The following is a 25,592-nucleotide window of genomic DNA, read 5'->3' as shown; positions in this document are numbered from 1 at the left end:
AGTGAGGAGGCTCAGGCGGCGTGATTGTCTGCCGGTGGAGGGGCTGGCGAGCGCAGCCGTTTGACGGCCTTGCCCAGGAGGTGGCGCGCCAGGCCGGCCAGGCCGCGCAGCGTCAGCGGGTCGTAGGCGATCAGGCCGTGCCGCTCTCGGCGCTGGCTCATCCAGGTGGCCTTGTACGGGTCATCGCCGATCAGGTAGTCGATCTCGAGCACCTGATCCGTGTCGATGGCGCGTTCCATCAACGCAGCGGTCAACAGTGTGCCCGGGGCGAGCGCCTTGTGTTCCTCGTCGTAGGCCAGCTTGTAGATGTCGGCACGCCGGTTGGCCACAATCCAGATCTGTGCGGCGACTGGTTTGTCACCCAGCCAGGCCAGCCCCAACCGCAGCCAGCCGCGTCGAGCGCATAGGCGGATGAGTCCCGGGATAAAACCGGGGTAGGGCTCGGGGACTTTCCAACTGCGCCCATACACCTGTTGGTAAGCGGCGAGGCCGGCCTCCAAGGCATCGCCGCCGGTGATGATCTCCAGCCGCCCTCCGGCCGTCGCGAACTTCTTGGCGTTGCGCTTGATCGTGTTGCGCACCTGGCTGCTGCGGTCTTGGAGGTAGTCAGCCCAGGTCTGCGTGACAGGCTGGAACCAGTTGCCGAAGGCGAAGAACGCGTGGGTGCTCAGCCCTGCCAGCTGGAGCGCCTGTTTGAGGATCGCGAACTCGTGTGAGGCCGGGTCCATCGGAGAAAAGCGGTATGTGGCGGCTCGGGACAGCTTTCGCACGGCAGTAACCAGGGGGGCCAGGTCTTGCGCGCTCGTGCCGGTGGCCAAGGCAGGTGCGTAGATGGCCGTGTAGAAGTTTGACAGCGCGCTGAGTTCCTTGCCCATGCTGCCAACGTGAAGCACCGTGGGCAGTACTGCGAGGGTGCGGCCGTCGCGACGGAGCACGTGGAGTGCCACGGTGTGCTGCTGTGGCTCGAGTGCGTAGACCTGCTCAAGCAGGTTGGCATGCCAGTCGGCGCCAAACTCGATGTGGCGCTGTTCGGCAAGCGCCATCAGGGCCCGGGCATCGTCGGGTAGATCCTGCACGCGGTGGAAGGTGTCGATCTGTGCGGAGCCGACGGTCATGGCAGGGGCAGGTTCAGGTCGTGCGGGCAGCGGGAGCCTCCATACGCGCCGGTCGCGGTGGTGGCTGGCGCAACGGGTGTGTGGACGGCGTTCATGAAGCCGCAGCGGCCGGGCGGCGGCGAGCGATGAACTTCTGGATTTCGCCGTGCATGGGGTGGCGGAGCAGGCGTAGACCGACGAGCCAGGCCAGCACGATGAGTGCGCAGCAGCCCAGCCACAAGGGCAGTGCGAGTGCACCGCCCGGCGGGCGTAGCCAAGTGATCACGAGGCCGGCGGGTAGCAGGCACAGGAAGGCGAGCACAAGGTTGCGGGCGATCTCTCGCGCCAGTCGCGGGATGTCGGTGGGCAGGCAGCGCTGTTTGAAACCGTAGAAATACGGCACGGCCACGACAGCCATGGCCAGATAGCCGATGGCGAGCGGCAGCAACGCGCGCCAGTGCCACAGCAAGCCGGCCAACAACATGGCCCGCACAGGCTGGATGATGAGATCCGCGATGGCCGCGAGGCGGGCATGGCCACAGGCCTGCATCAGGCTGGGTACATAGCTGCTGAGCACGCTCACTGCACCTGCCAGGCAATAGAACGGGACCAATTCCCCGGCAGCGTCCCACTGCGGGCCGAACATCAGCCGTAGCACCTCGAGCGGAAACAGTGCCACCGTGCCATAGAACGGCCATGCGACGGCGCAGGTCAGGGTCAGGGTTCGGAGGTACTGCGCTTCCAGATCCTGGCCTTCGCGCCACGTGCGCGCGAAAACGGGGAAGGTGACGGATCGGATGCTGCCCATCACGTCGCGATGGAACAGGTTCATCAACCCCATGGCCCGGCTTGCGATGCCGACCTGGGTGAAGTCCAGCAGCTTGCCCGTCACGATGTCGTTGATGTTCATGGACACCGACGTGACGATCCCCGCGAGCGTCGTGGAGCCACCGATGTCGAGAATCTCGCGGCATCGCGCCCGCCCGGGCAGCGCGGGGGTGAGCCAGCCGCGCGCATGGATCAACATCGCCATCGCGACCAGCGATGACGCGAGCTCGCCCAGCGCCAGGCTGACAGGCCCATGGCCCCGCCACGCCAGCAGCAATGTGACGCTGGTGCCGATGACAGCAGCGCTCACATTCGCCTTGGCAATGGCGCCGAACTGCAACTCGCGGCGGAGCAGGGCGGTGCTGATGGAGTTGAAAGGGTAGATCAGCAGGTTCAGCGACATCACGCGCAGGATGAGCGCGATGTCGGGCGTGTCATAGAAGCCGGCAATGCTGCTCGCTGCGGCGTTGACGCCAAGAAACAGCGTCAGGGCAATGGCGTAGGTGACGCCCAGCGCCTGACGGGAGACGTCATCGTCCAGCCGCGGATGCTGGATGACGTAGGTGCCGACGCCGAAGTCGCGCACCACCTGGACGATGGCCAGCATGGCCGCCAGCGTTGCATAGATGCCCACCTCGTTGGGGCTCAGCAGTCGAGCCAGCAGCACGTAGGCCACCAACTGGAGGGCGGTCAGCGCGTAGCGTTCCAGGAAGACGATGAACAGCGAACGCTGCACGGTGGCCATGGTGGGAGGCGTCGGGATGGGTGTGTGGGATGCAAGCGGTTGTCTTGTGCAGACTCAGCCCGCAAGCCCCTGCTGGCGTGACCAGATGATCCACTGCAGCGCGCGAACCAGCTCGGTGCTGTGATCGCCGCGGCGCTGCCGATGGGCCTCCAGCAGGGCCAGCAGCGCCGGCTTGCGAAGCCCCAGCGACTCCTCGGTGGGCAGCGAGGCAATCATGTCGCGCGCTGGGTCATGCAGCACGCCCTGCAGCCACCGCGCCGACGAGGTCGGAAAGCCGAACTTCTCACGCCGCTCCAGCACCGAGGCGGGAATGCGCCCAGTCATGGCCTGGCGCAGCAAGTGCTTGTTCAGGTCGCCGGACAATTTCCAGTCCGCTTCCAGTGACAGCGACATTTCCACCAAGCGGTGGTCCAGGAAGGGGACGCGGCCTTCCACTGAATGCGCCATGGAGTTGCGGTCTTCCACCCGCAGGTACAGCGGCAGCGGGTCTTGCTGCATCGACCGAATCAGCACCTGCTCCAGGCGCGGTGAGGCGTAGTCCGGGTGCCCAATGGCATGCCGCGCGAGGTCGGGTGAAAGCCAGGCGAGTGCCTGTGTGCGGCGTTGGAAGTTGCGCTGCGCGACGCGCCGGTAGGCCGCACTGCGGCGCAGGCTGGACTGCAGCGTGTGCCGCAGCAGTCCGTGGAACAAGCCCAGTGCGCCTTGACCCTTGGCCTGCGCAAAGCGCCGAACTTCGCGCCATGCGCGCAATGGGCCATGGTCCAGCAGCTCGCTGACCCAGCGGTCGCGGAAGTAGCTGGGGTAGCCGCCCAACACCTCGTCGGCGCCCTGGCCATTGAGCACGACGCGGATGCCATGCTCAGCCGTGAGCTGCATCAGCTGGTAGCCCACCACGGGTGTCAGCGAGTGCACGGGCTCGTCCTGTGCCGCAATGACGTGGGGCAGGTCCTGCCAGATCCGTTGCGCGTCGGTCTGCAGCGCGATCTTGCGTGCGCCGGTTTGAGCCAGCGTGTCGTCGATGAAGCGGGTCTCGTCGTAGTCCTTGTCGTTGTACGAGAACGCGTAGAGCGGGTCCTGCGCGCCAGTCTCAGCGCGCACGCGTGCTGCGGCGCAGGCGATGCTGGTGGAATCGAGTCCGCCCGACAGATGGACGGCGACGGGCACATCGCTGCGCATGTGCAATCGGATGGCGTCCTCAAACAGCGCCGCAAAGGCTTCCACCGGTGCCACGGGCGGCGCGCTCGCGCGGTCGCGTGGCTGCCAGTAGGGCCAACTGCGCAGTGCGCCCGTGGCATCGATCTCGAAGGCATGGCCGGCCGCCAGCGGCACGATGCCGTCGAACATGGTGCGGGCGCGGTCGTCCAGCGCACCGCTGACGAGGTAGTCAGCGGCGGCGCCCAGATCCGCACGCACCTGATAGCGGCCCGAGGCGACGATGGCCTTGATCTCGGATGCCGCAATCAGTTCGCGGCCGCTGTCATGCAGGTAGAGCGGCTTGATGCCCAGGCGGTCGCGCGAGCCGAAGGCCCGGCCGGTCTCGCGGTCCACGATGACGAAGGCCCACATGCCGTTGAGCTTGTCCAGCACCGCGGGGCCCCACTGTGCGTAGCCCTGCAGCAGCACTTCGGTGTCGCCGCTAGACACGAAGCGCCGACCCAGCGCCTGCAGTTCGCGGCGCAGTTCCACGTAGTTGTAGATCTCGCCGTTGAAGGTGATGACGTAGCGCCCGTCCGGGCTGGCCATAGGCTGGTGGCCGTGCGCGGACAGATCGAGAATGGACAGGCGGCGAAAGCCCATCAGGAAGTTCTGGTCGCTCCACGTGCCCGAATCGTCGGGTCCTCGGCGGGCGATTGCGTCGAGCATCGCCTGCAGCGGGGGCGGGCTGGTGGTCCAGTCGGCGCTGCGGCGGGCCAGAAAAACGAATCCACACATGGCTATCGCCGCTCCCTTGTCATGACGTCTTCGTACACCGCGATCAGATCACGCGCCACGGCATCCCATGAGAACTGCCGCACCGCCTGCCGGCAGGCCTGTGCGTCAGGCCGCTGGCGGGTGAGGTCGATCAGGTGCTGCCGGATCTGCGATTCGTTGTTGGGGTCCACCTCGCGCAGCAACGGTGAGGGGAAGCTCAGTCCCATCGAGTGGTTGCGTGTGACCAGTGCCGGCGTGCCAGTGGCCAGGGATTCCAGGGTCACCAGCGGCATGACTTCCTGCTGACTCACAAGCGCCGTCACGCCTGCCGCGGCGTAGGCCGAGGGCAGGGCGGGATCGTCGTAGTTCATGCTGCCCAGGTGGCGGGTGCCCGGCAGTTTCAGCACTTCGTCGAGGTAGGCCTGGTGCGCGGGCATGCATTGACCGATGAAGATGATGTCCAGCCCCAGTCCCTGTGCAGCACGGGCCAGGCCCAACTGGTTCTTGTGCGGCTCGATGGAGCCGACGCACAGGATGTAGCCGGGGCGCAGTCCGAAGCGCTCGCAGGCCAGGTCGGGCGTGGCCTGGAAGTAGCGGCCCGGGATGCCGTTGGGCACGATGGTCACGCGCTCGGCAGGCACCTCAAAGCACTGGATCAGATCGTCCTTTTCCTGCTGGCCCAGTGCAATCAGCTGTTGCGACAGGTGCAGGCCGCGGTGGATCTGTCGGTAGTTGGTGGTGACATGCCAGCCGGTGAGCCGGCCCACCAGGGACTCGAGCCAGCGGGCCCGTCGGCCGACGCTGCGTGTCCAGTGCTGGCGAACCAGTGGCGACATGACGACCGGAATGCCCAGGTCACGCGCCTGCTTCGCAATCATGTCGGTGCCGTGGATGGCAGCGAACACGTGGATGAGGTCGAAGTCGGCGAAGTTGTCGCGGTTGACATCCACCAGTCGCATGGCGTGGCCTTGGCGCTGGACGGCTGCCACGGTTTCCCAGACCTGGATCTGCAGGCCGCCGATGGTCTGGAACAGGAAGGGGTAGGAAATCGCCCCGATGCGCAGTTGCTGGTTCGCCATGTCAGGGGGGAGTGGGGTCATGCTCGGTGGGCGGGAGGGAAATGCCCGGCCATCGTCTGGGCATAGAACGCATCCAGGCGGTCTTGCCAGACCTCCCGGCTGAAGCTGGCCTGTGCTGCCTGGCGGCCTGCCGCGCCCTCGGCGGCGCAGCGCGCCGGGTCGTTCAGCAGCGTGACGATGGCCTGTGCGGTCGCGGCGATGTCGTCGAAGGGCACCAGTTGCCCGGTGCCTGCCGTCTTCAGCACATCGCGCGAGCCTGGGACGTCCGAGCACATCACCGGCACGCCGCAGGCCATGGCTTCCACGGTGGAGATGCCGAAGCCTTCCTGACGGCTGAGCAGCAGGTGCAGGTCCAGTGCCGGATAGATGCGTTCCGGCGCAGGCGTGAAAGGCAGGTGGTGTACCCGTCCCGCCAGGCCGAGCTGGCTGACTTCGCGCTGCAATGCCGCTTCAAGCGGGCCACTGCCCACGTAGAGGAGGTGGGCATTTGGCAGGGCATTGACGGTGGCATGAAAGCAGCGCAGCACCGTCAGGGGCTCCTTCTGCTCGTCGATGCGGGCCACTGACCCGATCAACAGTGCGTGTTCAGCCAAGCCCAGTCGGGCGCGCAATGCCTTGCGGTCGTCGGTCGAGGGCACGAAGCGCTGCGTGTCGACGAAGTTGTGCACGACGGTTTGAACCGTGCCGGGCACGATGAAATCGCCGTAGTTGGCTTGGAATGCCGCCAGCGCACTGTGGGAGACACCATAGATGCCGCGCACGCTGCGGAAGGCCTCTCGCGCCAGTCGGGCGGCCCAGGGGCTGAGCGGCTCCAGCGGGAAGGTGTTGTGCACACTGATGACGGACGGAATGCCCGCGCGATGGGCCAGCCACAGACGGGATCCACCGGTGTGCGTCCAGGCGAACGCGACATGGACCAGGTCGGGCGCGAGGCGCTTCAACGCGCCAACATGGCGCAGTCGGGCCCACAGCCAGTTCAGGTGGCGGTGACGCCACTCTTCAAAGAAGGGTGGGGGGGCGAACTCAGCGCTTTGCAGCCCCTCGGCCCGAAGCCGCTGCAGCCAAGCGTCTCGCCCGGGGAATGGGGAGGGCGCCAGCGGTGCCTCCAGACCATGCGAGCGCAGGTGGCGCGCCTCGTCGGCCAGTCGCAGCTCCATGCCGCCAAGCTGGCCAGACAAGCACGTCAACAGGACGCGGCCTTGCGTCATCGTGAACCGCCGGCCGCTGGCGCGCGGGCATCGGCGCGACGCGTCTGCCACCATTGCGCGAAGAAGCCGCGCAGGAAGGCGAGTTCCCACTCATGGACGAAGGCCTCGTCCGTGCCACGCAGCCGCAGCGCCTTCAGCCGATGATCGATGAAGGAACGGAAGCGCCAGCGCGGCATGCCGAGGAAGGTCGGTGTGCCGTCGCCGTTGCCGGCCTGTTGGTTCCAGGCATTGCGGCCAAAGCGGTAGGCGCGCTGTATCACCCACTGGGGATCCAGTTGCTTGGGGCGAATGATGTGCTGTACGGCCGCGCGCGGCTCGAACCAGCAGCGGCGGCCCTGCGCATGTGCCCGCAGGTTGAATTCGGTCTCGCTGCCCATCACGTACTGGCCGGCGCTTGGGCCGATCTGTTCGTTGAAGCGCATGCCCGCATCAAACACCGTTCGCCGCACCATCATGTTGGCACCCCAAATCAGGCCGGGGAACACGTCGCCAGCCGGCATCTGTGGATCTGTCAGACCGAAGGTGACGCCGAGCGGCGTTTTCTCCAACACCCAGCGTGGTGGCGGGCTGGGCCAGTGCGGCAGGATGTGGCCGCCGAAAATATCGAACTCGGTGTGGGCCAGCGCGCTGCGGTGAAGTTCGACCAGCCAGTTCGGGTCCGGCAACACGTCGTCGTCAGTGAAGACGATCAGTTCGCCCCGCGCAAGCGCCAGACCGGCGTTGAGGGCGCGGTTCTTGCCCCGCGCCCGGTGCTGCAGCACCGTCAGCGGCAACTCGGCGCTGGCTGCTTGCAACAGCGCATGCGTGTTGTCGCTGCTGTCGTTGTCGACGGCGATGATCTGTAGCTCGCAGGCCTCCGGGACGATGACTGATTTGAAGGCTTGCAGCATCGCGGGCAAGGTGCCCGCGCCGTTGTGCGAGGCGAACAGAACGGTCAGCGTCATGCGCGGCGCGCTCCGCCGACGGTGGCGACGCTGTCGAGTAGCCGGGCCAGTTCCTGCGCGCGGGCGTGGCGCGACACCGAGCGGACGAAGGCCGGGTCCGGTGCGGCTGCCTTGCGGGCGTCCGCCGAGTTCACGAAGCGCTGCAGCAGCGCCGCGATGGCGCCCGCGTCATCCAGCGGGCAGACCAGTGGCCCGTTTGCCTGCCGCAGCAGTGCAGCGGTGTCCCCCTGCGGATCGGTCAGCCCGACGATGGGCTTGTGGCAGCGCAGGTACTCGTACAGCTTCGCTGGGATCTGCTGATTGCAGTTGGCGGCCTGCAGCACGAGCAGGCCGTCGACCGCCTGCATCTCGGCGAGCGCCTCACGGTAGCCGACGGGCGGCAGCATCTCGACAAAGGCGGCTACGTCATAGCGCGCAGCCAGTGCGTGCAGCAAGTCATCGTGCACGGCAGCGCGGAAGCGCAACTTCAGTTGGCCAGGCTGCAGGCCTGCTTCGTCCACCATGCGGCGAAGGGCTTCGAAGAGTTGCGTGGGATCGCGCTCCGACGGATAGACGATGCCGCTGTGCAGCAATGTGATGCAGTCGCTCGTGGTGGCAGCCAGGGCTTGTGGCGGCAGCGAGGTGAAGCTTTCTTCGTCGTAGCCGTTCTCGATGAGCTCCACGCGTGCTGCCGCGGACGGGTACTTCTTTCGGTAATGCGCTGCAGCGCTGGGCGTGACGAACACGCTGCGCGTGGCCTGGGCCAGCGTCGCGGCTTCGATGGCCTCGAACTGCTGGCGCGTCCGTGGGTCGGTCGGATAGTCCGGCTGGGCCATCGGATCACGGAAGTCCGCCACCCAGGGCAAGCCGGAACTGGACTGCAGCGCGCGCCCGATGCTGTGTGCCGTCGCGATCGGATAGGTCGACCAGATGACGTCTGGCCGGAAGCGTTCGATGAGCTTTTGGCCGCGGCGCACGCCATCAAACTTCCAACTCATCCAGCGGTCCGGTCGCGCCAGTGCACCGGGATAGCGGCCGAAGGGGGCCAGATGGCGGGCAGTGTCCAGGCACCAGGCGCGCTCAACGTGGACTGATGGCGGCACGGCGGCCATCAACTCGTCCGAGGTGCGCTCGTACGCCATCGGGTTCACTGTCAGTACCACGGGTTCCCAGCCGAAGTCAGGCAACTGCTGCACGAAGCGCAAGGTGCGCTGGATTCCGCTGCTCCCCGCCACAGGCGGGAAGTGGTAGGCAATCATCAGGACGCGACGGCGTGCACTCATGTCGCTGCTTTCTGCATGCTGGGCGTGATGTTCATCATTGCGGTGCGCTCGCTCCGGGGGGCGTTGCTGTGGGCTCGGGCCAGCGTCCCATGGCTTGCAGGCGTTCACGCAGCAAAGGCTGTGGTGCGCCGAGTTCATAGGCGCGCCGGGCCGCCTCCACCGCCTTGTCGATCTGCCCCATGTCCAGGTAGATCAGCCCGACGTTGTGTTGCGTGAACGGGTTGTCCAGCGAGTTTGTCTCGACATAGCTCGCGTGCTGCAGGGCAAGTTCGGTCTGCTTGTTGCGGAGCAGCAGCAGCGCGTAGAGCAGGCGAACAGGGTGATCGTCTGGGCGGAACTGCAGCGCACGCTCGTAGTAGCACTCGGGCGTGTACTTGAGGCCCTCCGGTATCACTGCCTTCTCTTTTTGGGCGTAGCGATCCGCGGCGATCAGCGCGCGGGGGTGATTCGGAAACACCGACAGCGTGTAGGCGATGTCACTGCCGACTGTGCCGGATTTGCCGCGCCGCAAATTCTCGACGTCGGCTGTGAAATGGAAGTCCTCCACCAAGGCTTTCTGTCGGTGGCCGCGGTAGTCCTCCGGGCCGAACGCACCTGCCTGCTTGACGAACGTGAACTGCGGGCACGCGGGTTGCGCAGCCGCGGCGGTTCCCAGGCTGGTCAGCAGCGTCGCAAGAGCGAGTCGTGCGCGGGACTTCATTGGGGGCGTCCTTCAGCGAGTCTTTGGGGCGTGACTGGCCCAGTAGCTAACCGGCCGAGGAAGCCTACGGTCAGGGCGAACACAGTGCGGTGGTGTAGGGCCTGGGAGAACGTGTGGTCAGCCCCCTGGATCGACTGTCGGTCGATGAGGGCGATATCGTCGCTCCCAAGCCGGGCAGGCGGGAACATGTCGCTGAACTCTCTGGCCGTCAAGTCTTCGCTGCTGATCAGCAGCAGCATTGGCACGGGGGGCTGGGTCAGACAGGCGGCCATCCGGGCCTGGAAGCTCAGGGCCGGCGCGGCGCCAGCGCGACGCAGTGTCAGCATCAGGTTGCGAATGGCGCCGGTCAGCGCGGCCGCGCCAACGCCGCCGCGCAGCAGCTTGAGCCAGAAGTCACGTTGCAGCACGCGGCGGCCGTAGTAGTGCTTGACATGGGTGGCCGCCAGCGTATGGGCCGATCGGACCCAAGGGTTGGCCAGCGCCAGCCCGGCGACGCGCGGGTCTGCGTGCTCGCGTGCGTACAGCAGTGCTGCCGAGGCCGCATCGCACAGGCCCCACAGCACAACCCGGCGCAGCCCTGGTCGCGCCGCCATCAGCGCGCCGATTGCAGCGTCGATGTCCGCGGGAATCTGTAGGAAATCGCGCGCATCCCCATCGCTGTCCCCCATGCCCCGGTAGTCGAACCTCATGGTTGTGAAGCCTTGGCTCGCGAGGTGACGCGCCAGCAACGTGAACTGCCGGTGGCTGCCGGCGCGGTATTGCGGGCCGCCGACGATGATGAGCACGCCGACGTCTGCTGCGGGGCAATCGTGTGGCTCGGGCTCGGCCAGGATGCCCACCAGGTGCTCGCCCTCGCAGGGGAAGTTCAGCACCTGCTCCTTCATGCCACGGCCTCCAGGGTGCGTTCGATCAGGGCAGGCGCAATCTCGATCTCGGTGGTGGCCCAGAAGCCGGGGCCGGGCACGACCAGCGCTTGCGTTGCCCAGCCCGCGTCACGCCACTTGGTGACCGCCTGCTCACTGGCTGGCATCAGCGTCGCGTCCTCGCGGTTGCTCAACTCCAGCCACGCCAGCCGACCTGGCGGGCCGGATGGTGCAAGCGTGGCCGATGCCAGCCCATTCGCCAGCGAGGCGCCGAGCACGTAGCCCGCCACCTCGACGCTGCGGCCGGCGGCCAACTCGCCTTTCAGCTGTTCCATCAGGCCCTTGCTCGCGCCGCCAGCCATCTCGGCCGCCAGCTTCAGCCTCAGGAACTGCTGCAGCATCAGCTTGCCACTGGCCATGGGCTGCCAGAACAGGTGGTTCACCGGGCGGCCCCAGTCGGCGGCTGCGAGCAACGCACCAGCGCGCAGGCTCCACAGCCACAGCGGGCCGGCGGGCACACGCCGGTCAAGTTCGGCGAGGCCCAGGCGAACATCGTCTTGCCAGTCGGCCCAGCTCGCGTCGCCGAAGTCGGCCGACGAATCGCCACAGCCACGCAGGTCGATCTGCAGCACGGCATGTCCGGCCGCGGCGAGCGCGCGGCAGGTGAGGGCCACCATGCGGCGCGACTTGTTCATCTCTTCCGCAAAAGGGTGCAGATAGAGAATGCGGCTGCGCGGCGCGCCGGCTGGCGCGTGGAACAGGCACAGCCGCTGCTCGCCGTTCGCGGCGGGCAGGAAGAAGACGTCAGGCCGGGTGGTCAACCCAGTCGGGCCGCAACAAAGTCGGCCAGCGAGCCCACGGTGGCAAAGGTGTCGCCATCAATGTCGTCATCGTCAACGACCAGGCCCAGTTGCTCCTCCAAGCCGGCGATCAGGCTGACCACGGCCATGGAGTCCAACTCGGGCAGTGCGCCCAGCAGCGCCGTGTCGCGGGTGAAGGTCTGGGCGCGGCCGTTCAGGCTGAGCACGTCATCGAGAAGCCTCAGCACATGGCCGAGCACCTGGGCGTTATCCATTCTGGGAGGTCCAAAAAAGCAGCCGCGCAGTTTAGCCGCGCCACTCCTGGCGCCCGGGGCGTTCACCCCTTGTGCTCGGGGGCGCGTGCGATACTTTTTTCACTCTGATCTGCCCCCCGTCCATGCCTGAATCCACGCTGCTTCATGAGTTGGTGTCCGTCGCTGCCGAGCGCTCGCCCGATGCCCCGGCGCTGACCTATGGCGGCGCCACGCTGAGCTACGCCGCACTGGGCGCAGCCGTTGCCGGGTTTGCCAGCGGCCTGGTGGGCCTTGGCGTCGGGCGTGGCGAGCGGGTGGCGATCTACTTGGAGAAGCGCTTCGAGACGGTCGTGGCCAGCTTTGGCGCGCCGGCCGCAGGCGGGGTCTTCGTGCCGCTGAACCCCTTGCTCAAGCCCGATCAGGTGGGCTTCATCCTGCGTGACTGCGATGTTCGCGTGCTCGTCACGTCGCCGGAGCGGCTGGCGCAGTTGGGCGAGGTGCTCACGCAATGCCCGTCGCTGCGCCATGTGGTGTTGACCAGCGGTGCGGGTTCCGCACCGGTGCCAGTGCACGACTGGGCTGCGCTGCTGGCGTCGCCCGCCCGCACCGGCCACCGCGTCATCGACACGGACATGACGGCCATCCTCTACACGTCCGGCTCGACCGGCCGGCCCAAGGGCGTGGTGCTGTCCCACCGTAACATGGTGGCCGGCGGCAAGAGCGTGGCGAGCTATCTGGAGAACCGCGCCAGCGACACGCTGCTGGCGGCGCTGCCGCTGTCCTTCGACGCCGGCTTCAGCCAGCTCACCACCGCCTTCCACAGCGGCGCGCGCGTCGTGCTGCTGAACTACCTGCTGCCCAAGGATGTGCTGAAGGCGATGGAGCGCGAGCACGTCACCGGCCTGACTGCCGTGCCACCGCTCTACATCCAGCTGACGCAGCTGGAATGGCCGGCCGCCATCGACCAGCACCTGCGCTACTTCGCCAACACCGGCGGCCGCATGCCGCGGGCGACGCTGGATCTGCTGCGCGCCAGGGCGCCGTCGGCCAAGCCCTTCCTGATGTACGGGCTGACCGAGGCCTTCCGCTCCACCTACCTGCCGCCCGAGGAAGTGGACCGCCGGCCCGACTCCATCGGCAAGGCCATTCCGAACGCCGAGATCCTCGTGTTGCGCGAGGATGGCAGCGAATGCGCGCCCGACGAGCCGGGCGAACTGGTGCACCGCGGCGCGCTGGTGGGCCTGGGCTACTGGAACGACGCCGAGAAGACGGCCGAGCGCTACAAGCCCTTGCCCGTCGGCGTCGGCGGGCGTGAAGGCGGCCTGCAGCTGCCTGAGTTCGCCGTGTTCTCCGGCGACACGGTCAAGCGCGATGCCGAAGGCTTCCTGTACTTCGTCGGCCGCCGCGACGAGATGATGAAGACCTCGGGCTACCGCGTGAGCCCGACCGAGGTCGAGGAGGTGCTGTACGCGACCGGCCTGGTCGGCGAATGCGTGGCCTTCGGCGTTCATCACGACACACTGGGCCAGAGCATCCAGGTCATCGCAACGCCGCCCGACGGCGCCGCCGAGCTGGACCTCACCGCGCTGATCGCCGCCTGCAAGGCGCGCATGCCGGCCTACATGGTGCCGCACGGCATCGACCCGCGCAGCGGCCCGCTGCCGCGCAACCCCAACGGCAAGATCGACCGCAAGACGCTGTCGACTGACTGGCTAGAACGAAACGCCGCATGAGCGAACCCATTGCCCCCAAGCGCGCGCTGGAACACGCGCCCGTCCTGTTCTCCCGTGATGCCGCTGGCGAGCTGCTCGTCGGCGGCCAGCGGCTGTCGGTGTTGGCCGAGCGCGTCGGCCAAACGCCGTTCTACGCCTATGACCGTGGCCTGTTGCAGGCGCGCGTGGCCGAGCTGCGCGCGGCGCTGCCGCAGGGCATCGAGCTGCATTACGCGATGAAGGCCAACCCCATGCCGGCGCTGGTGCAGCTGATGGCCGGGCTGGTGGACGGCATCGACGTGGCCTCGGCCGGTGAGCTGCAGGTGGCGCTGAATGCTGGCGCGGACCCGCACGAGATCAGCTTCGCCGGCCCCGGCAAGCGCGACATCGAGCTGGGCCAGGCGGTTGCTGCTGGCGTGCTGGTCAACGTGGAATCGGCGCGTGAGTTGGCGCCGCTGGCGCGCGCGTCGCAGCGGCTGGGGCTGCCGGCGCGCGTCGCGCTGCGCGTGAACCCGGACTTCGAGCTCAAGGGCTCGGGCATGCGCATGAGTGGCGGCCCCAAGCAGTTCGGCATCGACGCCGAGGCGCTGCCCGAGGTGCTGGCCGAGGTCGGTCGGCTGAGCGGCGATGGTCTGGCCTTCGAAGGCTTCCACCTGTTCGCCGGCTCGCAAAACCTGAAAGCCGAGGCCATTTGCGAGGCGCAGCTCAAGAGCTACGAACTGGCGCTGCGACTGGCCGAGGCGGCGCCTGCGCCGGTCAAGTTCCTGAACCTGGGTGGCGGCTTCGGCATCCCGTATTTCCCGGGCGAGACGCGGCTGGACCTGGCGCCCATCGCCGACAACCTCACCGCGCTGCAGGCGCGCGCCAAGACCGATCTGCCGGCCGCCAAGCTGGTCATCGAGCTGGGGCGCTACTTCGTCGGCGAGGCGGGCGTCTACGTGAGCCGCATCGTCGACCGCAAGCTGTCGCGCGGCCAGGTGTTCCTGGTGGCCGATGGTGGCCTGCACCATCATCTGTCGGCGTCCGGCAACTTCGGCCAGGTGCTGCGCAAGAACTACCCGGCGTCGGTCGAGCCGCAAGGCCGGCGCGAGACGGTGACCGAAGCTGCCAGCGTCGTCGGCCCGCTGTGCACGCCGCTGGACCTGCTGGCCGACCGCATGGACATGGCCAAGGGCGAGATCGGCGATCTGGCCGTCGTCTACCAGAGCGGTGCCTATGGGCGCAGCGCGAGCCCTGAGGGCTTCCTGGGCCACCCCGGCTGCGTCGAGGTGCTGGTCTGACGCGGCCGCGTCAACTCACGTCGATCCAGCTGCCGTTCTGCAGAATCTGGTGCGGCAGGAAACCGGACTTGTAGGCCATCTTGGGGCTCTCGGCGATCCAGTAGCCCAGGTAGACATGGCTGAGCTTCAGCTCCTTGGCCTGCTGAATCTGCCACAGCACGCCGTAGGTGCCGTAGCTGGCGTCGATGTCGGGGTCGTAGAAGGTGTAGACCGCCGAGATGCCGTCGTTGAGGATGTCCAGGATGGACACCATGCGCAGCGGCCCGGGACCGGATTGGCCGTCGGGCAGGGGCTCGCGGAACTCCACCAGCCGCGAGTTGATGCGGCTTTGCAGCAGGAACTGGGTGTACTGGTCGACGCTGTCGTGGTCCATGCCACCGCCGCTGTGACGGCCGGCCTGGTAGCGCAGGTACAGCGCGTAATGCTCCGGTGAGTAGCCCAGCCGCATGACCTTGGCCTGCAGCGGGCTGTGCGCCTTCCAGGCGCGGCGTTGGGAGCGGTTGGGCTCGAAGCGGTCAACCGGCACACGCAGCGGCACGCAGGCGCGGCACTGGTCGCAATACGGCCGGTAGGTGAACAGGCCGCTGCGGCGAAAGCCGGTGGCGACGAGGTTGGAGTAGGCGTCGGCGTGAATCAGGTGGCTGGGTGTGGCCACCTGCGAGCGCGCCTGGCGGCCCGGCACATAGCTGCACGGGTAGGCCGCCGTGGCGTAGAACTGGATCTGCGCGAGGGGCAGTTCTTTGGGGTGGGTCACGAAGGGTCGAAAAGCCGGTGCCAGTGGTCGGGATGATAGGTCCAGGCCGTGGGGCGGGGCTGGTCGACATGGGCGGCCAGGTGGGCCTCGAAAGCCGAGCGCGGCACTTCAGCGCCGCCGAGCGAGGCCAGATGGCCGGTGTTCTGCTGGCAATCTATCCACGGGATGCCGGCCTCGCGGCACAGGCAGATCAGCGCGCACAGCGCGATCTTGGAGGCGTCGGTGCGGCGCATGAACATGGACTCGCCATAGAACATGCGCCCGAGGTTGACGCCGTAGAGGCCGCCGACGAGTTCGCCGTCCATCCAGGTCTCGACGCTGTGCAGCGCCGGCCAGGCCAGGTAGGCCGCCTGCAGCTCGGGCACGATCCAGGTGCCGTTCTGGCCATCGCGCGGCGTCTCGGCGCATGCTTGCAGCACGGCGGCGCGATTGAAGTCCACGCGGATCTCGCAGCCGGGCGTGGCGATGAAGCGTTGCACCGTCTTGCGCAGCGAGCGCGACAGCTTGAAGTCCGCCGTCTTCAGCACCATGCGCGGGTCGGGCGCCCACCACAGCGGCGGCTGGCCGGGGCCATACCAGGGGAAGATGCCGCGCCGGTAGGCGGCCGCCAGGCGCTGCGGCGTCAGCGTGCCGCCGGCGGCCAGCAGGCCGGGGGCGTCGGTGTCGGGCCCCAGCGCGCGGGTGGTGGGCGGGAAGTCCAGCGAGGCGTCGTCGAGCCAGTCAATCATGCCGGCCATGGTACGGTCGCCGCCATGATCACCGTTTATGGCATCCCCAACTGCGACACCGTCAAGAAGGCCCGCGTCTGGCTGGCCGAACACGGCCTGGAAGTCGCCTTCCACGACTTCAAGAAGCAGGGCGTGCCGGCCGAGCTGCTGCCGGCCTGGCTCGCGGCCTTCGGGCGCGACAAGCTCGTTAACCGCGCCGGCACTACTTGGCGCAAGCTGGACGACGCCGTCAAGGCCGCGGTAGTCGATGACGCGGCGGCGACGGCGCTGATGCTGGCCGAGCCCAGCGTCATCAAGCGCCCCGTGGTGCACTGGGCAGACGGGCGCTGGACGCTCGGATTCAGTGCGTCCATGTTCGAACAAGGTGCGTCGGGCGCACCAAAGTAGATCCATCCTCACCCCGCCCCGGTCGATGCCGGGTGACGCTGATGCCTTGAAGCTGGGCATTGAACTTGCTGTTTCGGTGCGGTTTTGCTCGGCTTGGTGCGTTGTGCCCAAGCCTGGAGCTGAGAACCGAGACAGGAGACAGCGTTGGAGTCATCGATCAAGCAGGGCGCGGATGCGCTCTTCATCCTGCTGGGCGCCATCATGGTGCTGGCCATGCACGCGGGTTTTGCCTTTCTGGAGCTGGGCACCGTGCGCAAGAAGAACCAGGTCAATGCGCTGGTGAAGATCCTCGTGGACTTCGCCGTGTCCACGCTGGCGTACTTCCTGGTCGGCTATGCGGTGGCCTACGGCATGCACTTCTTCGTCGGCGCCGAGCAGCTGGCGCAGAAGAATGGCTATGAGCTGGTCAAGTTCTTCTTCCTGCTGACCTTCGCCGCGGCCATTCCGGCCATCGTATCGGGCGGCATCGCCGAGCGGGCACGCTTCGGCCCGCAGCTGGCGGCCACGACGGTGATCGTCGGCTTCGTCTACCCGTTATTCGAGGGCATCGTCTGGAACCAGGGCCTGGGCCTGCAGGCCTGGCTGAAGGCGGCCACGGGCGCGGAGTTCCATGACTTCGCGGGCAGCGTCGTCGTGCACGCCGTGGGCGGCTGGATCGGCCTGGCGGCCGTGCTGCTGCTCGGGCCCCGCCTGAACCGCTACCGCAAGGACGGCGCGATGAGCGCACACCCGCCGTCCAGCATCCCCTTCCTCGCTTTAGGCGCGTGGGTGCTGACGGTGGGCTGGTTCGGCTTCAACGTGATGAGCGCGCAGACGCTGGACAAGATGTCCGGCCTCGTCGCCGTGAACTCGCTGATGGCCATGGCCGGCGGCACGCTGGTGGCTGTGCTGCTGGGCCGCAACGACCCGGGCTTTGCGTACAACGGCCCGCTGGCCGGCCTGGTGGCCGTGTGCGCCGGCTCGGACGTGATGCATCCGCTGGGCGCGCTGGTCACCGGCGGCGTGGCCGGCTGGCTGTTCGTCAAGTTCTTCACCCTCACGCAGAACCGCTGGAAGATCGACGACGTGCTGGGCGTGTGGCCGCTGCACGGCCTGTGTGGCGCGTGGGGCGGCATCGCCTGCGGCATCTTCGGCCAGCAGGCATTGGGCGGCCTGGGCGGCGTGGCCTTCAGCGCGCAGCTCATCGGCACGCTGGCAGGCGTGGCCTGGGCGCTGGCCGGCGGCTTCGTGGTCTACGGCGGCATCAAGCTGGCGGTCGGCCTGCGGCTGGACGCCGAGCAGGAGTTCGAGGGCGCTGACCTGTCCATCCACAAGATCGGCGCAACGCCGGACCGCGAAGTGAGCTGGTAAGCTGGCTGCAACACATCAAAACGGCCCCACCCGGGGCCTTTTTTCATCATGTTCACAGGCATCGTCCAGGGCGTCGCCCATGTCGAATCGATTGACGCCCGCGAGGGGTTGCACACGCTGGCGCTGAAGCTGCCGGCGGGCTTCGACGAGGATCTCGCCATCGGCGCCAGCGTGGCCTGCGACGGCGTCTGCCTGACCGTCACCGAACGGCCGTCGCCCGACGTCGCGCTGTTCGACGTGATGGGCCAGACGATGAAGCTGACGACGCTGGGGGATTTGCGCGTCGGCTCAGGCCTGAACGTCGAGCGCGCGGCCAAGGACGGTGCCGAGATCGGCGGCCATCCGCTGTCGGGCCACGTCGACGTGTCGGCCCGCATCGCCGAGATCCGCAAGCCCGACAACAACCACGTCATCCGCTTCGCCGTGCCGGCGCCGTGGATGCGCTACGTGTTCGCCAAGGGCTACATCGGCGTCAACGGCTGCAGCCTGACGGTGGCGGAGGCGCAGCGCGAGCGCGACGGCTCGGGCTGGTTCGAGGTGTGGCTGATCCCCGAGACGCTGCGCATGACGACCTTCGCCGACAAGGACGTCGGCGACGCCATCCACCTGGAGATCGACCGCAGCACGCAGGTCGTCGTCGACACGGTGCGCGATGCGCTGGACGAGAAGCTGGGCCCCTTGCTGCCGGTGCTGGAGGCGATCGCGAAAGAGCGCGGCATCGACCTGGGCCAGCTCGGCATCGGCAAGCCCTGAGCCGCCCATGCTGATCAACAGCGCCGTGTACGACGATGGCCGGCTGGTGGCCGAGCCCGGCCTGGACGAGTTGTCCGAGGCGCTGGCCGCCAGCGCCACCAGCTTCGTCTGGATCGCGCTGCGCGACCCGAATGACGACGAGCTCACCCGGCTGCGGCGCGGGCTGGACCTGCCGGCCCTGGCGGTGGAAGACGCGCGCAAGGGCCAGCAGCGGCCCAAGGTCGAGGAGTACGGCGACATCACCTTCGCCGTCATGCACCTGCTGGAGGCTGGGTCCGACGGGCTGGTCGTCGGCGAAGTGCATGTGTTTGTCGGGCCCCGCTTCGTCGTGTCGGTGCGGCACCGCAGCCAGCAGGGCTTTCTCGGCGTGCGCGACCGGGCAGAGCGCGAGCCCGAGCTGCTGCGCCAGGGGCCGGGCTTCGTGCTGTATGCGCTGATGGATGCGGTGGTGGACCGCTACATCCCGCTGATGGACGACATCGACGACAAGCTGGAGACGCTGGAGGCCACGATGTTCCAGCCCCGCCAGGACCGGCAGGCCGTCGTGCAGCAGCTGTTCGCGCTCAAGCAGCGGCTGGCCACGCTGCGCCACGCGGTGACGCCCCTGCTGGAGGTGACCTCCAAGCTGCACGGCGGGCGGGTGCCCATGGTGTGCAAGGCGCTGCAGGACTACTTTCGCGACGTCTACGACCACCTCGTGCGGCTGCAGGCCAGCATCGACGCGGCCCGCGAAACCATCATCGCCGCGACCCAGGTCAACCTGACGCTGGTGACGGTGGAGGAATCGCTGGTCACCAAGCGGCTGGCCGCCTGGGCGGCGATCTTTGCGGCCTCCACGGCGCTGGCCGGCATCTGGGGCATGAACTTCGAGCACATGCCCGAGCTGAAATGGGCCTACGGCTACCCGCTGGCGCTGGGCACCATCGCGTTGGTCAGTGGTGCGCTGTACTGGCGCTTCAAGCGCCTGCGCTGGTTGTGAGGGCAGCCCGGTCCACGTGACCGGGGCCGGGGCGCAAGACCTGACCCTGCCGAGGTGGCCCGGCCCGCAACCCGCTTCGTGATCTCCGCCACGCGCGGGGCGTTTTTCCTGCCGTGTGACAGTCTTGTCATAGGTGTTGCACGATGTTTTTCTAGGCTGCCTGCCTGACGTGATCACGCGTTCGCAGGAGCCCATGCCTTGACCCCCACCGTTCCCCTGGCCGCCCCCACGCGGCGGCCGCCGGCGCGCTTTGCCCAGCCCGTGGCGGGCGACCTGGCGCTGGCCTGTGTGTCCGTCACGCCGGAGCACAACAACGCGCAGGTGTTCGAGATCTTCGGCCGCCACCGCGAGCTGGGCAGCTTGCCCGTGCTGGAGGACGGACGGCCCATCGGGCTCATCAACCGCGCGCTGTTCCTGTCGCAGATCGCCAAGCCCTTCCACAAGGAGCTGTTCGAGAAGAAGAGCTGCATCGCCTTCATGGACAAGCAGCCGCTGGTGGTGGACGCCGCCGTCACCGTGGAGCAACTGGCGCTGCTGACCGTCGAGTCGGGCGAAAAGGCGCTGGCCGATGGCTTTCTCATCACCGAGCAGGGCCGCTTCACCGGCGTGGGCTACGGGCTGGACCTGATGCGCGTCATCGCTGAACAGCAGGCCGAGCGCAACCGCCACATCATGCAGAGCATTGACTACGCGAGCGTCATCCAGCGCTCCATGCTGGGCGTCTCTAGCGCTGCGCTGCAGCGCCGGCTCCGCGATGCCTGCCTGATCTGGGAGCCGCGCGATACCGTCGGCGGCGACTTCTACCTGTTCCAGGACGATGCCGATGGCTGGTTCGCGGCCGTGGCCGACTGCACCGGCCATGGGGTGCCCGGCGCCTTCCTGACGCTGATCGCCCACGCGGCGCTGAAACAGGCGCTGGAGCGGCACGGCCCGCGTGATCCGGCGCTGCTGATGACGGAGGTCAGCCAGGCCATCAAGGCCGCGCTGGGCCAACTCGATGGCGCGGGCTCGGCGTCCAACGACGGGCTGGACGCCGCCTTCCTGTGGTTTGACGCGGCCAGCAGCCGGCTGAGCTTTGCCGGTGCGCGCACGCCCTTGCTGTTGCATGAGCCGGGGCAGGCGGGCGTGGAGGTTATCGACGCTGACCGCCTGGGCCTGGGCTATGCCGACACGCCGGCCGATGCGCGCTGGACCTGCCGGCACATCGACCTGCGCCCCGGCGCCGTGGTGCTGGCCTGCACCGACGGCCTGGTCGACCAGATCGGCGGCCCCAAGGCCATCGCGTTCGGCCGGCGGCGCCTGCGCGAGGCGCTGGTGCGCCACGGCGAGCTGCCCATGGCCGATCTCGGCGCCGCGCTGATGCAGGAGCTGGCCAGCTACCAGGGCAGCCAGCTGCGCCGCGACGACCTCACCCTGTTTGGATTCCGACTGAACTGAGCCCCATGGAACCCCGTCACACCTACGAGCAATACCGCGAGTTCTGCGAGCTCGCGCGGCAGAAGCAGGTCATCTTCTACTACGTCGGCTACTTCTCGCAGAACATCGTCACCGCAATGGCCGAGGCCGTGCGGCTGCGCCTGGAGCAGTGCGGCACCGCCGGGCCCACGCGGCGGCGGCTGTTCTCGTCCTTCGTCGAGATGGCGCAGAACATCATTCACTACTCGGCCGATGCGCTGACGCCACCGGCCCAGACGCAGCATGAGCTGCGCCACGGCTCGGTGTGCATCGGCGTGGACGCCGAGGGCCGCTACTTCCTGCTGTGCGCCAACCCGGTGGATGGCGGCGTCGCGCAGCTGCTGCGCGAGCGCCTGCAGACGCTGCGCGCGATGACGCTGGAGCAGATCAAGGCCAGCTACCGCGAGACGCTGCGCGCCGAGACACCCGAGGACAGCAAGGGCGCCGGCATGGGCCTGCTGACGATGGCGCGCGACGCGAGCGAGCCGCTGGAGTTCGAGTTCCAGCCCACGGAGGACCCGGCCACCGCCATGTTCTTCCTGAAAACCACGATCTGAACGGCAGCCGACAAGAACACCAAGCCATGAACCCCCTTCACATCCCCGCCACGCCCAGTTCCCCCGAAGTCGATTTCCGTTTCGATGCGCACGTGCTGGCGTTGCGCGGCGAGTCCTTTCCCGAGAACGCTGCGGCCTTCTACGGCCCCCTGATCACGGCGCTGCGCGAGTTCCTCGCCCAGCCGCACGACGGCCACATGCTCACGGTGGAAGTGGCGCTGACCTACTTCAACAGCTCCAGCACCAAGATGCTGTTCTCGCTGTTCGACCTGCTGGATCAGGCCTGCGCGGCCGGTCGCCGGGTGCGGCTGGACTGGCAGCACGACGCCGAGGACGACACCATCCGCGAGTTCGGCGAAGAGCTGATGGCCGATTTCTCCCACCTCGAGATCGAACTCCGTGCTGTCGACGCCTGAGGCCGGCGCCCAGCCCCAGCATGACCTGTTCGAGCAGGAGGCCGCTGCGCTGGAGCGGGCGCTGCGCGTGCGTGACAACGCCACGCTGGCGGCTGCGGACTACCGTGCCGCGCTGGGCGACCTGGCCCTTCATTTCGAGCGCCTGATGCGCGAGAGCCGCCGCCTGATCCGCCGCAGCGATCGCGAGGAGCGCGAGCTCAACGTGCTCAACAGCGAGCTGCACCGCCTGGCCAGCCAGCTGGAATACAAGGCGCGGCATGACTCGCTGACCGGCGCACTCAACCGCGGCGCCATCTTCGAGCGCGCCGGCCGCCTGCTGGAGTGCTGCCCGCTGGCGCTGGTGGTGCTGGACATCGACTGCTTCAAGAGCATCAACGACGCCCACGGCCATCCGGCCGGCGATGCCGTCATCTGCGAGGTGGTGAACCGGCTGCGGCAGTCGGTGCCCGTGGGCGCCGAGATCGGCCGCGTCGGCGGCGAGGAGTTCTCCATCCTGCTGCCGTGCGCCAGTCTCGAGGCCGCGCTGCAGCGTGCCGAAGCCATGCGCCAGGCCATTGCCAGCCGGCCGTTCGATTGCCTGCCGGGCCGCGTGGTCACGGCCAGCTTCGGCGTCAGCACCACGCCTCAGCATGGCAGCTTCGGCGATGCCTATGCGCGCGCCGACGAGGCCATGTTCGAGGCCAAGCGCGGTGGCCGCAACCAGGTGCGCGCCGCGGCGGCGGCCCTGCAGGGATGAGGCGCCGCGTGCTGCCCTCGGCCTGGCTGCGTGCCTCGCTCGCCCTGATGCCTGCGCGCGTCGCGGCGCAGCCAGCCGCCGAGCACGCCGGCCGGCGCCGGTTGCTGGACAAGGCCCACACCGACGCACTGACCGGCCTGGCGCTGCGCGACCGCTTCGTCGCGGCGGCGACCGCCGCGCTGGCCGCGGGCGGGTCGGCGGCCCTGCTGTGCCTGGATGTGGACCGCCTCAAGACCGTCAACAACGTGCTGGGCTTTGCCGCCGGCGACTCGTTGCTGCTGGGCCTGGCCGCGCGGCTGGAGCGGTTGCAGGAGCAGGGCCTGCTGTGCGGCCGCCTGGCCGGCGGCTGCTTCGTGCTGCTGCTGCCGCTGGCTGATGCCGGCGGCTGGCAGGGCGAGGTGCAGCGCCTGCACGCCATGCTCAACCGCCGCCATGCCTGGCAGGGCCAGACGCTGGACGCCACCGTCTCCATCGGCGTGGCGCTGTGCCCGGCCCACGGCCGCAATGCCGAGACGCTCGTGCAGCGCGCCGAGCAGGCCATGTTCGAGGCCAAGCGGTTGCGCAACGAGGTGGCGCTGTATGACCCGGAGTTGGAGGCTGACCGGTTGTCGCACCTGAGCCTGCTGTCGGAACTCGAGGCCGCCATTGCCCAAGGCCAGCTGCGCCAGGTGCTGCAGCCCAAGCGCCGCCTGCGCGATGGCCGCATCACCGGCGCCGAGGCGCTGGTGCGCTGGCAGCACCCGTTGCGCGGCTGGCTGCCACCGGCCGAGTTCGTGCCCTTCGCCGAAAGCACCGGCCGCATCCGCCAGATCACGCAGTGGATGCTCCGGCGCGCCATCGCCACGCTGGCCACCTGGTGCGCGCAGGGGCGCGATGTGGCCATCGCGGTCAACATCTCCACGCTGGACCTGCAGGACGGCCAGCTCCCCGCGCGCATCGAGGCCTTGCTGCAGGCGGCCGGCGTGCCGGCGCGGCTGCTGCAGCTGGAGCTGACCGAGACTGGCCTGATGGCCGGCAGCCAGGACCCCATCCACGTGCTGCAGTCGCTGAGCCGGCTGGGCGTGCGCCTGGCCATCGACGACTTCGGCACCGGCCAGTCTTCGCTGGCTTACCTGCAGCGGCTGCCGGTGCATGAGCTGAAGATCGACCGCAGCTTCGTGGACGGCGTGGACCGTGATGCCAAGCGCCAGGCGCTGCTGGGCTCCATCATCACGCTGGGTCACGGCCTGGGGCTGGAGGTCACCGCCGAGGGCGTGGAGACCGAGGCCGAGCTGGCGGTGCTGCACCGCCTGGGCTGCGATCTCGTGCAGGGCTACTGGGTGGGCAAGCCGCTGCCGTTGGCGCACTTCGACGCGCTGCTGGCGCCGGCGCTGGCCTGCGAGTCGGCTTGAGCAGGCCGGGTGGGGCCGGCCGCTATGCTGCCGCGCCATGCAAACGCCCACCTCCCTGCTCGCCCTGGCGCTCGCCGCGATTGCGGTGTCCGCTCCCGTCAGCGCACAGACGCCGCCCGACCCGGTGACGGCGCTCGTGGACCAGCTGGATCTCGAGAAATACAAGGCCACCATCAAGGGCCTGACGCAGTTCGGTGACCGCCGCCAGGGCACGGCCCGCAACCGCGCGGCGCTGGACTGGATCGAGGCCCAGCTGAAGCAGCATGGCTGCACGAACACCGAGCGGCTGCGTTACGAGTTCACTGAGCCCGCGCGCCGCAACCCGGCGCAGCTGCAGCCCCGGCGCGCGGCCGGCCCGGCAGCGCAGGGCGGCGGCACGCTGTTCGGACCGCGCGCGCCGATCGGCGTCAACCTCGATCCGCTGGCCCAGCCCGACGAGCGGCTGCGCGCGCTGAACGCCGAGCTCCCGCCGCTGGGCACGGGGCCGCGCGAGAGCCTGTACTGCACCAAGGTCGGCACCACGCGGCCCGACGAGATGATCATCATCTCCGCGCACATGGACGGCCTCGGCTTTGGCGAGGCCGCCAATGACGACGGCTCCGGCACAGCGCTGGTCATGGAGCTGGCGCGCATCCTCAACGCGCCGGGCGTGACAACGGAGCGCTCGGTGCGCTTCATCCTCTGGAACAACGAGGAGACCGGCCTGAACGGCGCGCATGCCTACGTGGCGCAGCGCAAGGAGTTGCAGGGCATCGAGTCGCCCCCGGGCTCGGGCCGCTACCCCGAGCCGAAGTGGCTGGGTGTGATCCAGCACGACATGCTGCTGTTCGACCACGGCATGCCCGTCCCCAAGCTCGACGCCGCCGGCAAGCCCGTGCTGGACGCCAAGGGCCAGCCCGTCTACACGGCGCCCAAGGAGCAGCGCGCCGAGGCTGACGTGAACGTCGAGTTCCAGGTCAACAGCCAGCAGGCCGAGGCGTCGGCCAAGCTGGCCTGGGCGATGCGCGCTGCCAATGAGAAGTACGCCACCGACTATCCCGTCGCTGTGGGCAACCGCATGACCAACACCGACTCCGTGCCCTTCATGGACCACGCGCCCGCCATCTCGGTGCGCGAGAACGAGCGCGGCATGCACATCGGCGCGGGCTGGAACCCGCACTGGCATCAGCCCACCGACCTGTACGCCACGTATTCGGACAAGGACTTCCTGCTCGGCCTGAACGCCGCGCAGACGACGCTGGCCGCCGTTGCGCAACTGGTGGGGGCCAGAGGCAAGCCCTGACCCCGCGCGTGGCGCAACAGGCGCCGCCGGGCCGCTGGGGCGCGCTGCGGGTGCGGGAACGAGCGGTGGTTTCGCGAATCGTTGATGCGGGCCATCCCTCATGCCAACTGGCCTGGCGAGCGGG

At 68.3% G+C, this 25,592-nt stretch carries 25 protein-coding genes; 12 read left to right on the top strand and 13 right to left on the bottom strand.

Features of this window, described 5'->3' with window-relative positions:
- Nucleotides 1–11 precede the first annotated feature (11 nt).
- The 11 genes from NYO99_RS06580 to NYO99_RS06530 form a co-directional block, all read right to left on the bottom strand.
- Entirely contained in the window at nt 12–1,115 is a 1,104-nt protein-coding gene (locus NYO99_RS06580) for a GNAT family N-acetyltransferase (RefSeq protein WP_268166296.1), read from the bottom strand.
- A gap of 91 nt (nt 1,116–1,206) precedes the next feature.
- Entirely contained in the window at nt 1,207–2,667 is a 1,461-nt protein-coding gene (locus NYO99_RS06575) for an oligosaccharide flippase family protein (protein WP_268166295.1), read from the bottom strand.
- Between the two features lie 54 nt (nt 2,668–2,721).
- Nucleotides 2,722–4,599, bottom strand: coding sequence for an asparagine synthase (glutamine-hydrolyzing) (gene asnB / locus NYO99_RS06570; RefSeq protein WP_268166294.1), 1,878 nt, complete (start codon nt 4,597–4,599; stop codon nt 2,722–2,724).
- 2 nt (nt 4,600–4,601) lie between these two features.
- Nucleotides 4,602–5,657: a glycosyltransferase gene (locus NYO99_RS06565; RefSeq protein WP_268166293.1), complete on the bottom strand. Its 1,056-nt coding sequence runs from the start codon at nt 5,655–5,657 to the stop codon at nt 4,602–4,604.
- 17 nt (nt 5,658–5,674) lie between these two features.
- The gene (locus tag NYO99_RS06560; protein ID WP_268166292.1) at nt 5,675–6,865 is read right to left on the bottom strand and encodes a glycosyltransferase; all 1,191 of its coding nucleotides are present in this window, start codon (nt 6,863–6,865) and stop codon (nt 5,675–5,677) included.
- The gene (locus tag NYO99_RS06555) at nt 6,862–7,809 is read right to left on the bottom strand and encodes a glycosyltransferase family 2 protein (RefSeq protein ID WP_268166291.1); all 948 of its coding nucleotides are present in this window, start codon (nt 7,807–7,809) and stop codon (nt 6,862–6,864) included. The genes NYO99_RS06560 and NYO99_RS06555 overlap by 4 nt, the downstream gene beginning before the upstream one ends.
- Nucleotides 7,806–9,179, bottom strand: a complete 1,374-nt coding sequence (locus tag NYO99_RS06550) for a glycosyltransferase (protein ID WP_268166290.1) — start codon at nt 9,177–9,179, stop codon at nt 7,806–7,808. The genes NYO99_RS06555 and NYO99_RS06550 overlap by 4 nt, the downstream gene beginning before the upstream one ends.
- Nucleotides 9,106–9,771 carry a hypothetical protein gene (locus tag NYO99_RS06545; protein WP_268166289.1) on the bottom strand — a complete coding sequence of 222 codons (666 nt, stop codon included), beginning with the start codon at nt 9,769–9,771 and terminating at the stop codon, nt 9,106–9,108. The genes NYO99_RS06550 and NYO99_RS06545 overlap by 74 nt, the downstream gene beginning before the upstream one ends.
- On the bottom strand, nt 9,768–10,655 hold the full coding sequence (locus tag NYO99_RS06540; protein ID WP_268166288.1) for a hydrolase 1, exosortase A system-associated: 888 nt from the start codon (nt 10,653–10,655) through the stop codon (nt 9,768–9,770). Before NYO99_RS06540 ends, NYO99_RS06545 begins: the two co-directional genes overlap by 4 nt.
- Entirely contained in the window at nt 10,652–11,455 is an 804-nt protein-coding gene (locus tag NYO99_RS06535; protein ID WP_268166287.1) for a hydrolase 2, exosortase A system-associated, read from the bottom strand. Before NYO99_RS06535 ends, NYO99_RS06540 begins: the two co-directional genes overlap by 4 nt.
- A complete protein-coding gene (locus tag NYO99_RS06530) occupies nt 11,452–11,709 on the bottom strand; it encodes an acyl carrier protein (protein WP_268166286.1) in 258 nt (85 codons plus the stop codon). The genes NYO99_RS06535 and NYO99_RS06530 overlap by 4 nt, the downstream gene beginning before the upstream one ends.
- A gap of 122 nt (nt 11,710–11,831) precedes the next feature.
- On the opposite strand from NYO99_RS06530, the gene NYO99_RS06525 reads away from it, so the two are divergent.
- Together NYO99_RS06525 and NYO99_RS06520 are read left to right on the top strand one after the other, a co-directional pair.
- A complete protein-coding gene (locus NYO99_RS06525; RefSeq protein ID WP_268166285.1) occupies nt 11,832–13,421 on the top strand; it encodes an acyl-CoA ligase (AMP-forming), exosortase A system-associated in 1,590 nt (529 codons plus the stop codon).
- A complete protein-coding gene (locus NYO99_RS06520; RefSeq protein ID WP_268166284.1) occupies nt 13,418–14,680 on the top strand; it encodes a pyridoxal-dependent decarboxylase, exosortase A system-associated in 1,263 nt (420 codons plus the stop codon). Before NYO99_RS06525 ends, NYO99_RS06520 begins: the two co-directional genes overlap by 4 nt.
- A 10-nt stretch (nt 14,681–14,690) precedes the next feature.
- Here NYO99_RS06520 and NYO99_RS06515 read toward each other — a convergent pair whose 3' ends face one another.
- Together NYO99_RS06515 and NYO99_RS06510 are read right to left on the bottom strand one after the other, a co-directional pair.
- Complete coding sequence (locus tag NYO99_RS06515; protein ID WP_268166283.1) at nt 14,691–15,434, bottom strand: arginyltransferase; 744 nt, start codon at nt 15,432–15,434, stop codon at nt 14,691–14,693.
- Entirely contained in the window at nt 15,431–16,162 is a 732-nt protein-coding gene (locus tag NYO99_RS06510) for a leucyl/phenylalanyl-tRNA--protein transferase (protein WP_268166282.1), read from the bottom strand. The genes NYO99_RS06515 and NYO99_RS06510 overlap by 4 nt, the downstream gene beginning before the upstream one ends.
- Nucleotides 16,163–16,186: 24 nt before the next feature.
- On the opposite strand from NYO99_RS06510, the gene NYO99_RS06505 reads away from it, so the two are divergent.
- From NYO99_RS06505 to NYO99_RS06460, 10 genes are all read left to right on the top strand, one after another.
- Complete coding sequence (locus tag NYO99_RS06505) at nt 16,187–16,549, top strand: ArsC family reductase (protein WP_268166281.1); 363 nt, start codon at nt 16,187–16,189, stop codon at nt 16,547–16,549.
- 201 nt (nt 16,550–16,750) lie between these two features.
- Nucleotides 16,751–17,899, top strand: a complete 1,149-nt coding sequence (locus NYO99_RS06500; protein ID WP_268166475.1) for an ammonium transporter — start codon at nt 16,751–16,753, stop codon at nt 17,897–17,899.
- A 48-nt stretch (nt 17,900–17,947) separates the two neighbouring features.
- On the top strand, nt 17,948–18,652 hold the full coding sequence (locus NYO99_RS06495) for a riboflavin synthase subunit alpha (protein WP_268166280.1): 705 nt from the start codon (nt 17,948–17,950) through the stop codon (nt 18,650–18,652).
- Between the two features lie 7 nt (nt 18,653–18,659).
- Nucleotides 18,660–19,631, top strand: a complete 972-nt coding sequence (locus NYO99_RS06490; RefSeq protein ID WP_268166278.1) for a magnesium and cobalt transport protein CorA — start codon at nt 18,660–18,662, stop codon at nt 19,629–19,631.
- Nucleotides 19,632–19,829: 198 nt separating this feature from the next.
- Entirely contained in the window at nt 19,830–21,068 is a 1,239-nt protein-coding gene (locus NYO99_RS06485; protein WP_268166277.1) for a SpoIIE family protein phosphatase, read from the top strand.
- 5 nt (nt 21,069–21,073) lie between these two features.
- Nucleotides 21,074–21,643 carry a SiaB family protein kinase gene (locus NYO99_RS06480; protein WP_268166275.1) on the top strand — a complete coding sequence of 190 codons (570 nt, stop codon included), beginning with the start codon at nt 21,074–21,076 and terminating at the stop codon, nt 21,641–21,643.
- Between the two features lie 26 nt (nt 21,644–21,669).
- A complete protein-coding gene (locus tag NYO99_RS06475) occupies nt 21,670–22,059 on the top strand; it encodes a DUF1987 domain-containing protein (RefSeq protein WP_268166274.1) in 390 nt (129 codons plus the stop codon).
- On the top strand, nt 22,043–22,795 hold the full coding sequence (locus tag NYO99_RS06470; RefSeq protein WP_268166273.1) for a GGDEF domain-containing protein: 753 nt from the start codon (nt 22,043–22,045) through the stop codon (nt 22,793–22,795). The genes NYO99_RS06475 and NYO99_RS06470 overlap by 17 nt, the downstream gene beginning before the upstream one ends.
- Nucleotides 22,796–22,842: 47 nt before the next feature.
- Complete coding sequence (locus NYO99_RS06465) at nt 22,843–24,186, top strand: putative bifunctional diguanylate cyclase/phosphodiesterase (protein WP_268166272.1); 1,344 nt, start codon at nt 22,843–22,845, stop codon at nt 24,184–24,186.
- A gap of 37 nt (nt 24,187–24,223) precedes the next feature.
- Nucleotides 24,224–25,468: a M20/M25/M40 family metallo-hydrolase gene (locus NYO99_RS06460; protein ID WP_268166271.1), complete on the top strand. Its 1,245-nt coding sequence runs from the start codon at nt 24,224–24,226 to the stop codon at nt 25,466–25,468.
- Nucleotides 25,469–25,592 lie beyond the last annotated feature (124 nt).

The sequence above is a fragment of the Roseateles hydrophilus genome (assembly GCF_026712245.1).
GTDB classification, from domain to species: Bacteria; Pseudomonadota; Gammaproteobacteria; order Burkholderiales; family Burkholderiaceae_C; genus Pelomonas; species Pelomonas hydrophilus.
Note: the sequence above shows the minus strand (reverse complement) of the source record. Positions and strands in the feature narration are given on the sequence as shown.

Excerpts from the sequence above, each read along its gene's own strand:
- NYO99_RS06560 (WP_268166292.1), bottom strand. The coding sequence starts at position 6,865 with ATGACGCAAGGCCGCGTCCTGTTGACGTGCTTGTCTGGCCAGCTTGGC.
- NYO99_RS06480 (WP_268166275.1), top strand. The coding sequence starts at position 21,074 with ATGGAACCCCGTCACACCTACGAGCAATACCGCGAGTTCTGCGAGCTC.
- NYO99_RS06500 (WP_268166475.1), top strand. The coding sequence starts at position 16,751 with ATGGTGCTGGCCATGCACGCGGGTTTTGCCTTTCTGGAGCTGGGCACC.
- NYO99_RS06475 (WP_268166274.1), top strand. The coding sequence starts at position 21,670 with ATGAACCCCCTTCACATCCCCGCCACGCCCAGTTCCCCCGAAGTCGAT.
- asnB (WP_268166294.1), bottom strand. The coding sequence starts at position 4,599 with ATGTGTGGATTCGTTTTTCTGGCCCGCCGCAGCGCCGACTGGACCACC.
- NYO99_RS06575 (WP_268166295.1), bottom strand. The coding sequence starts at position 2,667 with ATGGCCACCGTGCAGCGTTCGCTGTTCATCGTCTTCCTGGAACGCTAC.
- NYO99_RS06540 (WP_268166288.1), bottom strand. The coding sequence starts at position 10,655 with ATGAAGGAGCAGGTGCTGAACTTCCCCTGCGAGGGCGAGCACCTGGTG.
- NYO99_RS06520 (WP_268166284.1), top strand. The coding sequence starts at position 13,418 with ATGAGCGAACCCATTGCCCCCAAGCGCGCGCTGGAACACGCGCCCGTC.
- NYO99_RS06490 (WP_268166278.1), top strand. The coding sequence starts at position 18,660 with ATGCTGATCAACAGCGCCGTGTACGACGATGGCCGGCTGGTGGCCGAG.
- NYO99_RS06530 (WP_268166286.1), bottom strand. The coding sequence starts at position 11,709 with ATGGATAACGCCCAGGTGCTCGGCCATGTGCTGAGGCTTCTCGATGAC.
- NYO99_RS06545 (WP_268166289.1), bottom strand. The coding sequence starts at position 9,771 with ATGAAGTCCCGCGCACGACTCGCTCTTGCGACGCTGCTGACCAGCCTG.
- NYO99_RS06555 (WP_268166291.1), bottom strand. The coding sequence starts at position 7,809 with ATGACGCTGACCGTTCTGTTCGCCTCGCACAACGGCGCGGGCACCTTG.
- NYO99_RS06565 (WP_268166293.1), bottom strand. The coding sequence starts at position 5,657 with ATGGCGAACCAGCAACTGCGCATCGGGGCGATTTCCTACCCCTTCCTG.
- NYO99_RS06460 (WP_268166271.1), top strand. The coding sequence starts at position 24,224 with ATGCAAACGCCCACCTCCCTGCTCGCCCTGGCGCTCGCCGCGATTGCG.
- NYO99_RS06510 (WP_268166282.1), bottom strand. The coding sequence starts at position 16,162 with ATGATTGACTGGCTCGACGACGCCTCGCTGGACTTCCCGCCCACCACC.
- NYO99_RS06465 (WP_268166272.1), top strand. The coding sequence starts at position 22,843 with ATGCCTGCGCGCGTCGCGGCGCAGCCAGCCGCCGAGCACGCCGGCCGG.
- NYO99_RS06505 (WP_268166281.1), top strand. The coding sequence starts at position 16,187 with ATGATCACCGTTTATGGCATCCCCAACTGCGACACCGTCAAGAAGGCC.
- NYO99_RS06495 (WP_268166280.1), top strand. The coding sequence starts at position 17,948 with ATGTTCACAGGCATCGTCCAGGGCGTCGCCCATGTCGAATCGATTGAC.
- NYO99_RS06525 (WP_268166285.1), top strand. The coding sequence starts at position 11,832 with ATGCCTGAATCCACGCTGCTTCATGAGTTGGTGTCCGTCGCTGCCGAG.
- NYO99_RS06580 (WP_268166296.1), bottom strand. The coding sequence starts at position 1,115 with ATGACCGTCGGCTCCGCACAGATCGACACCTTCCACCGCGTGCAGGAT.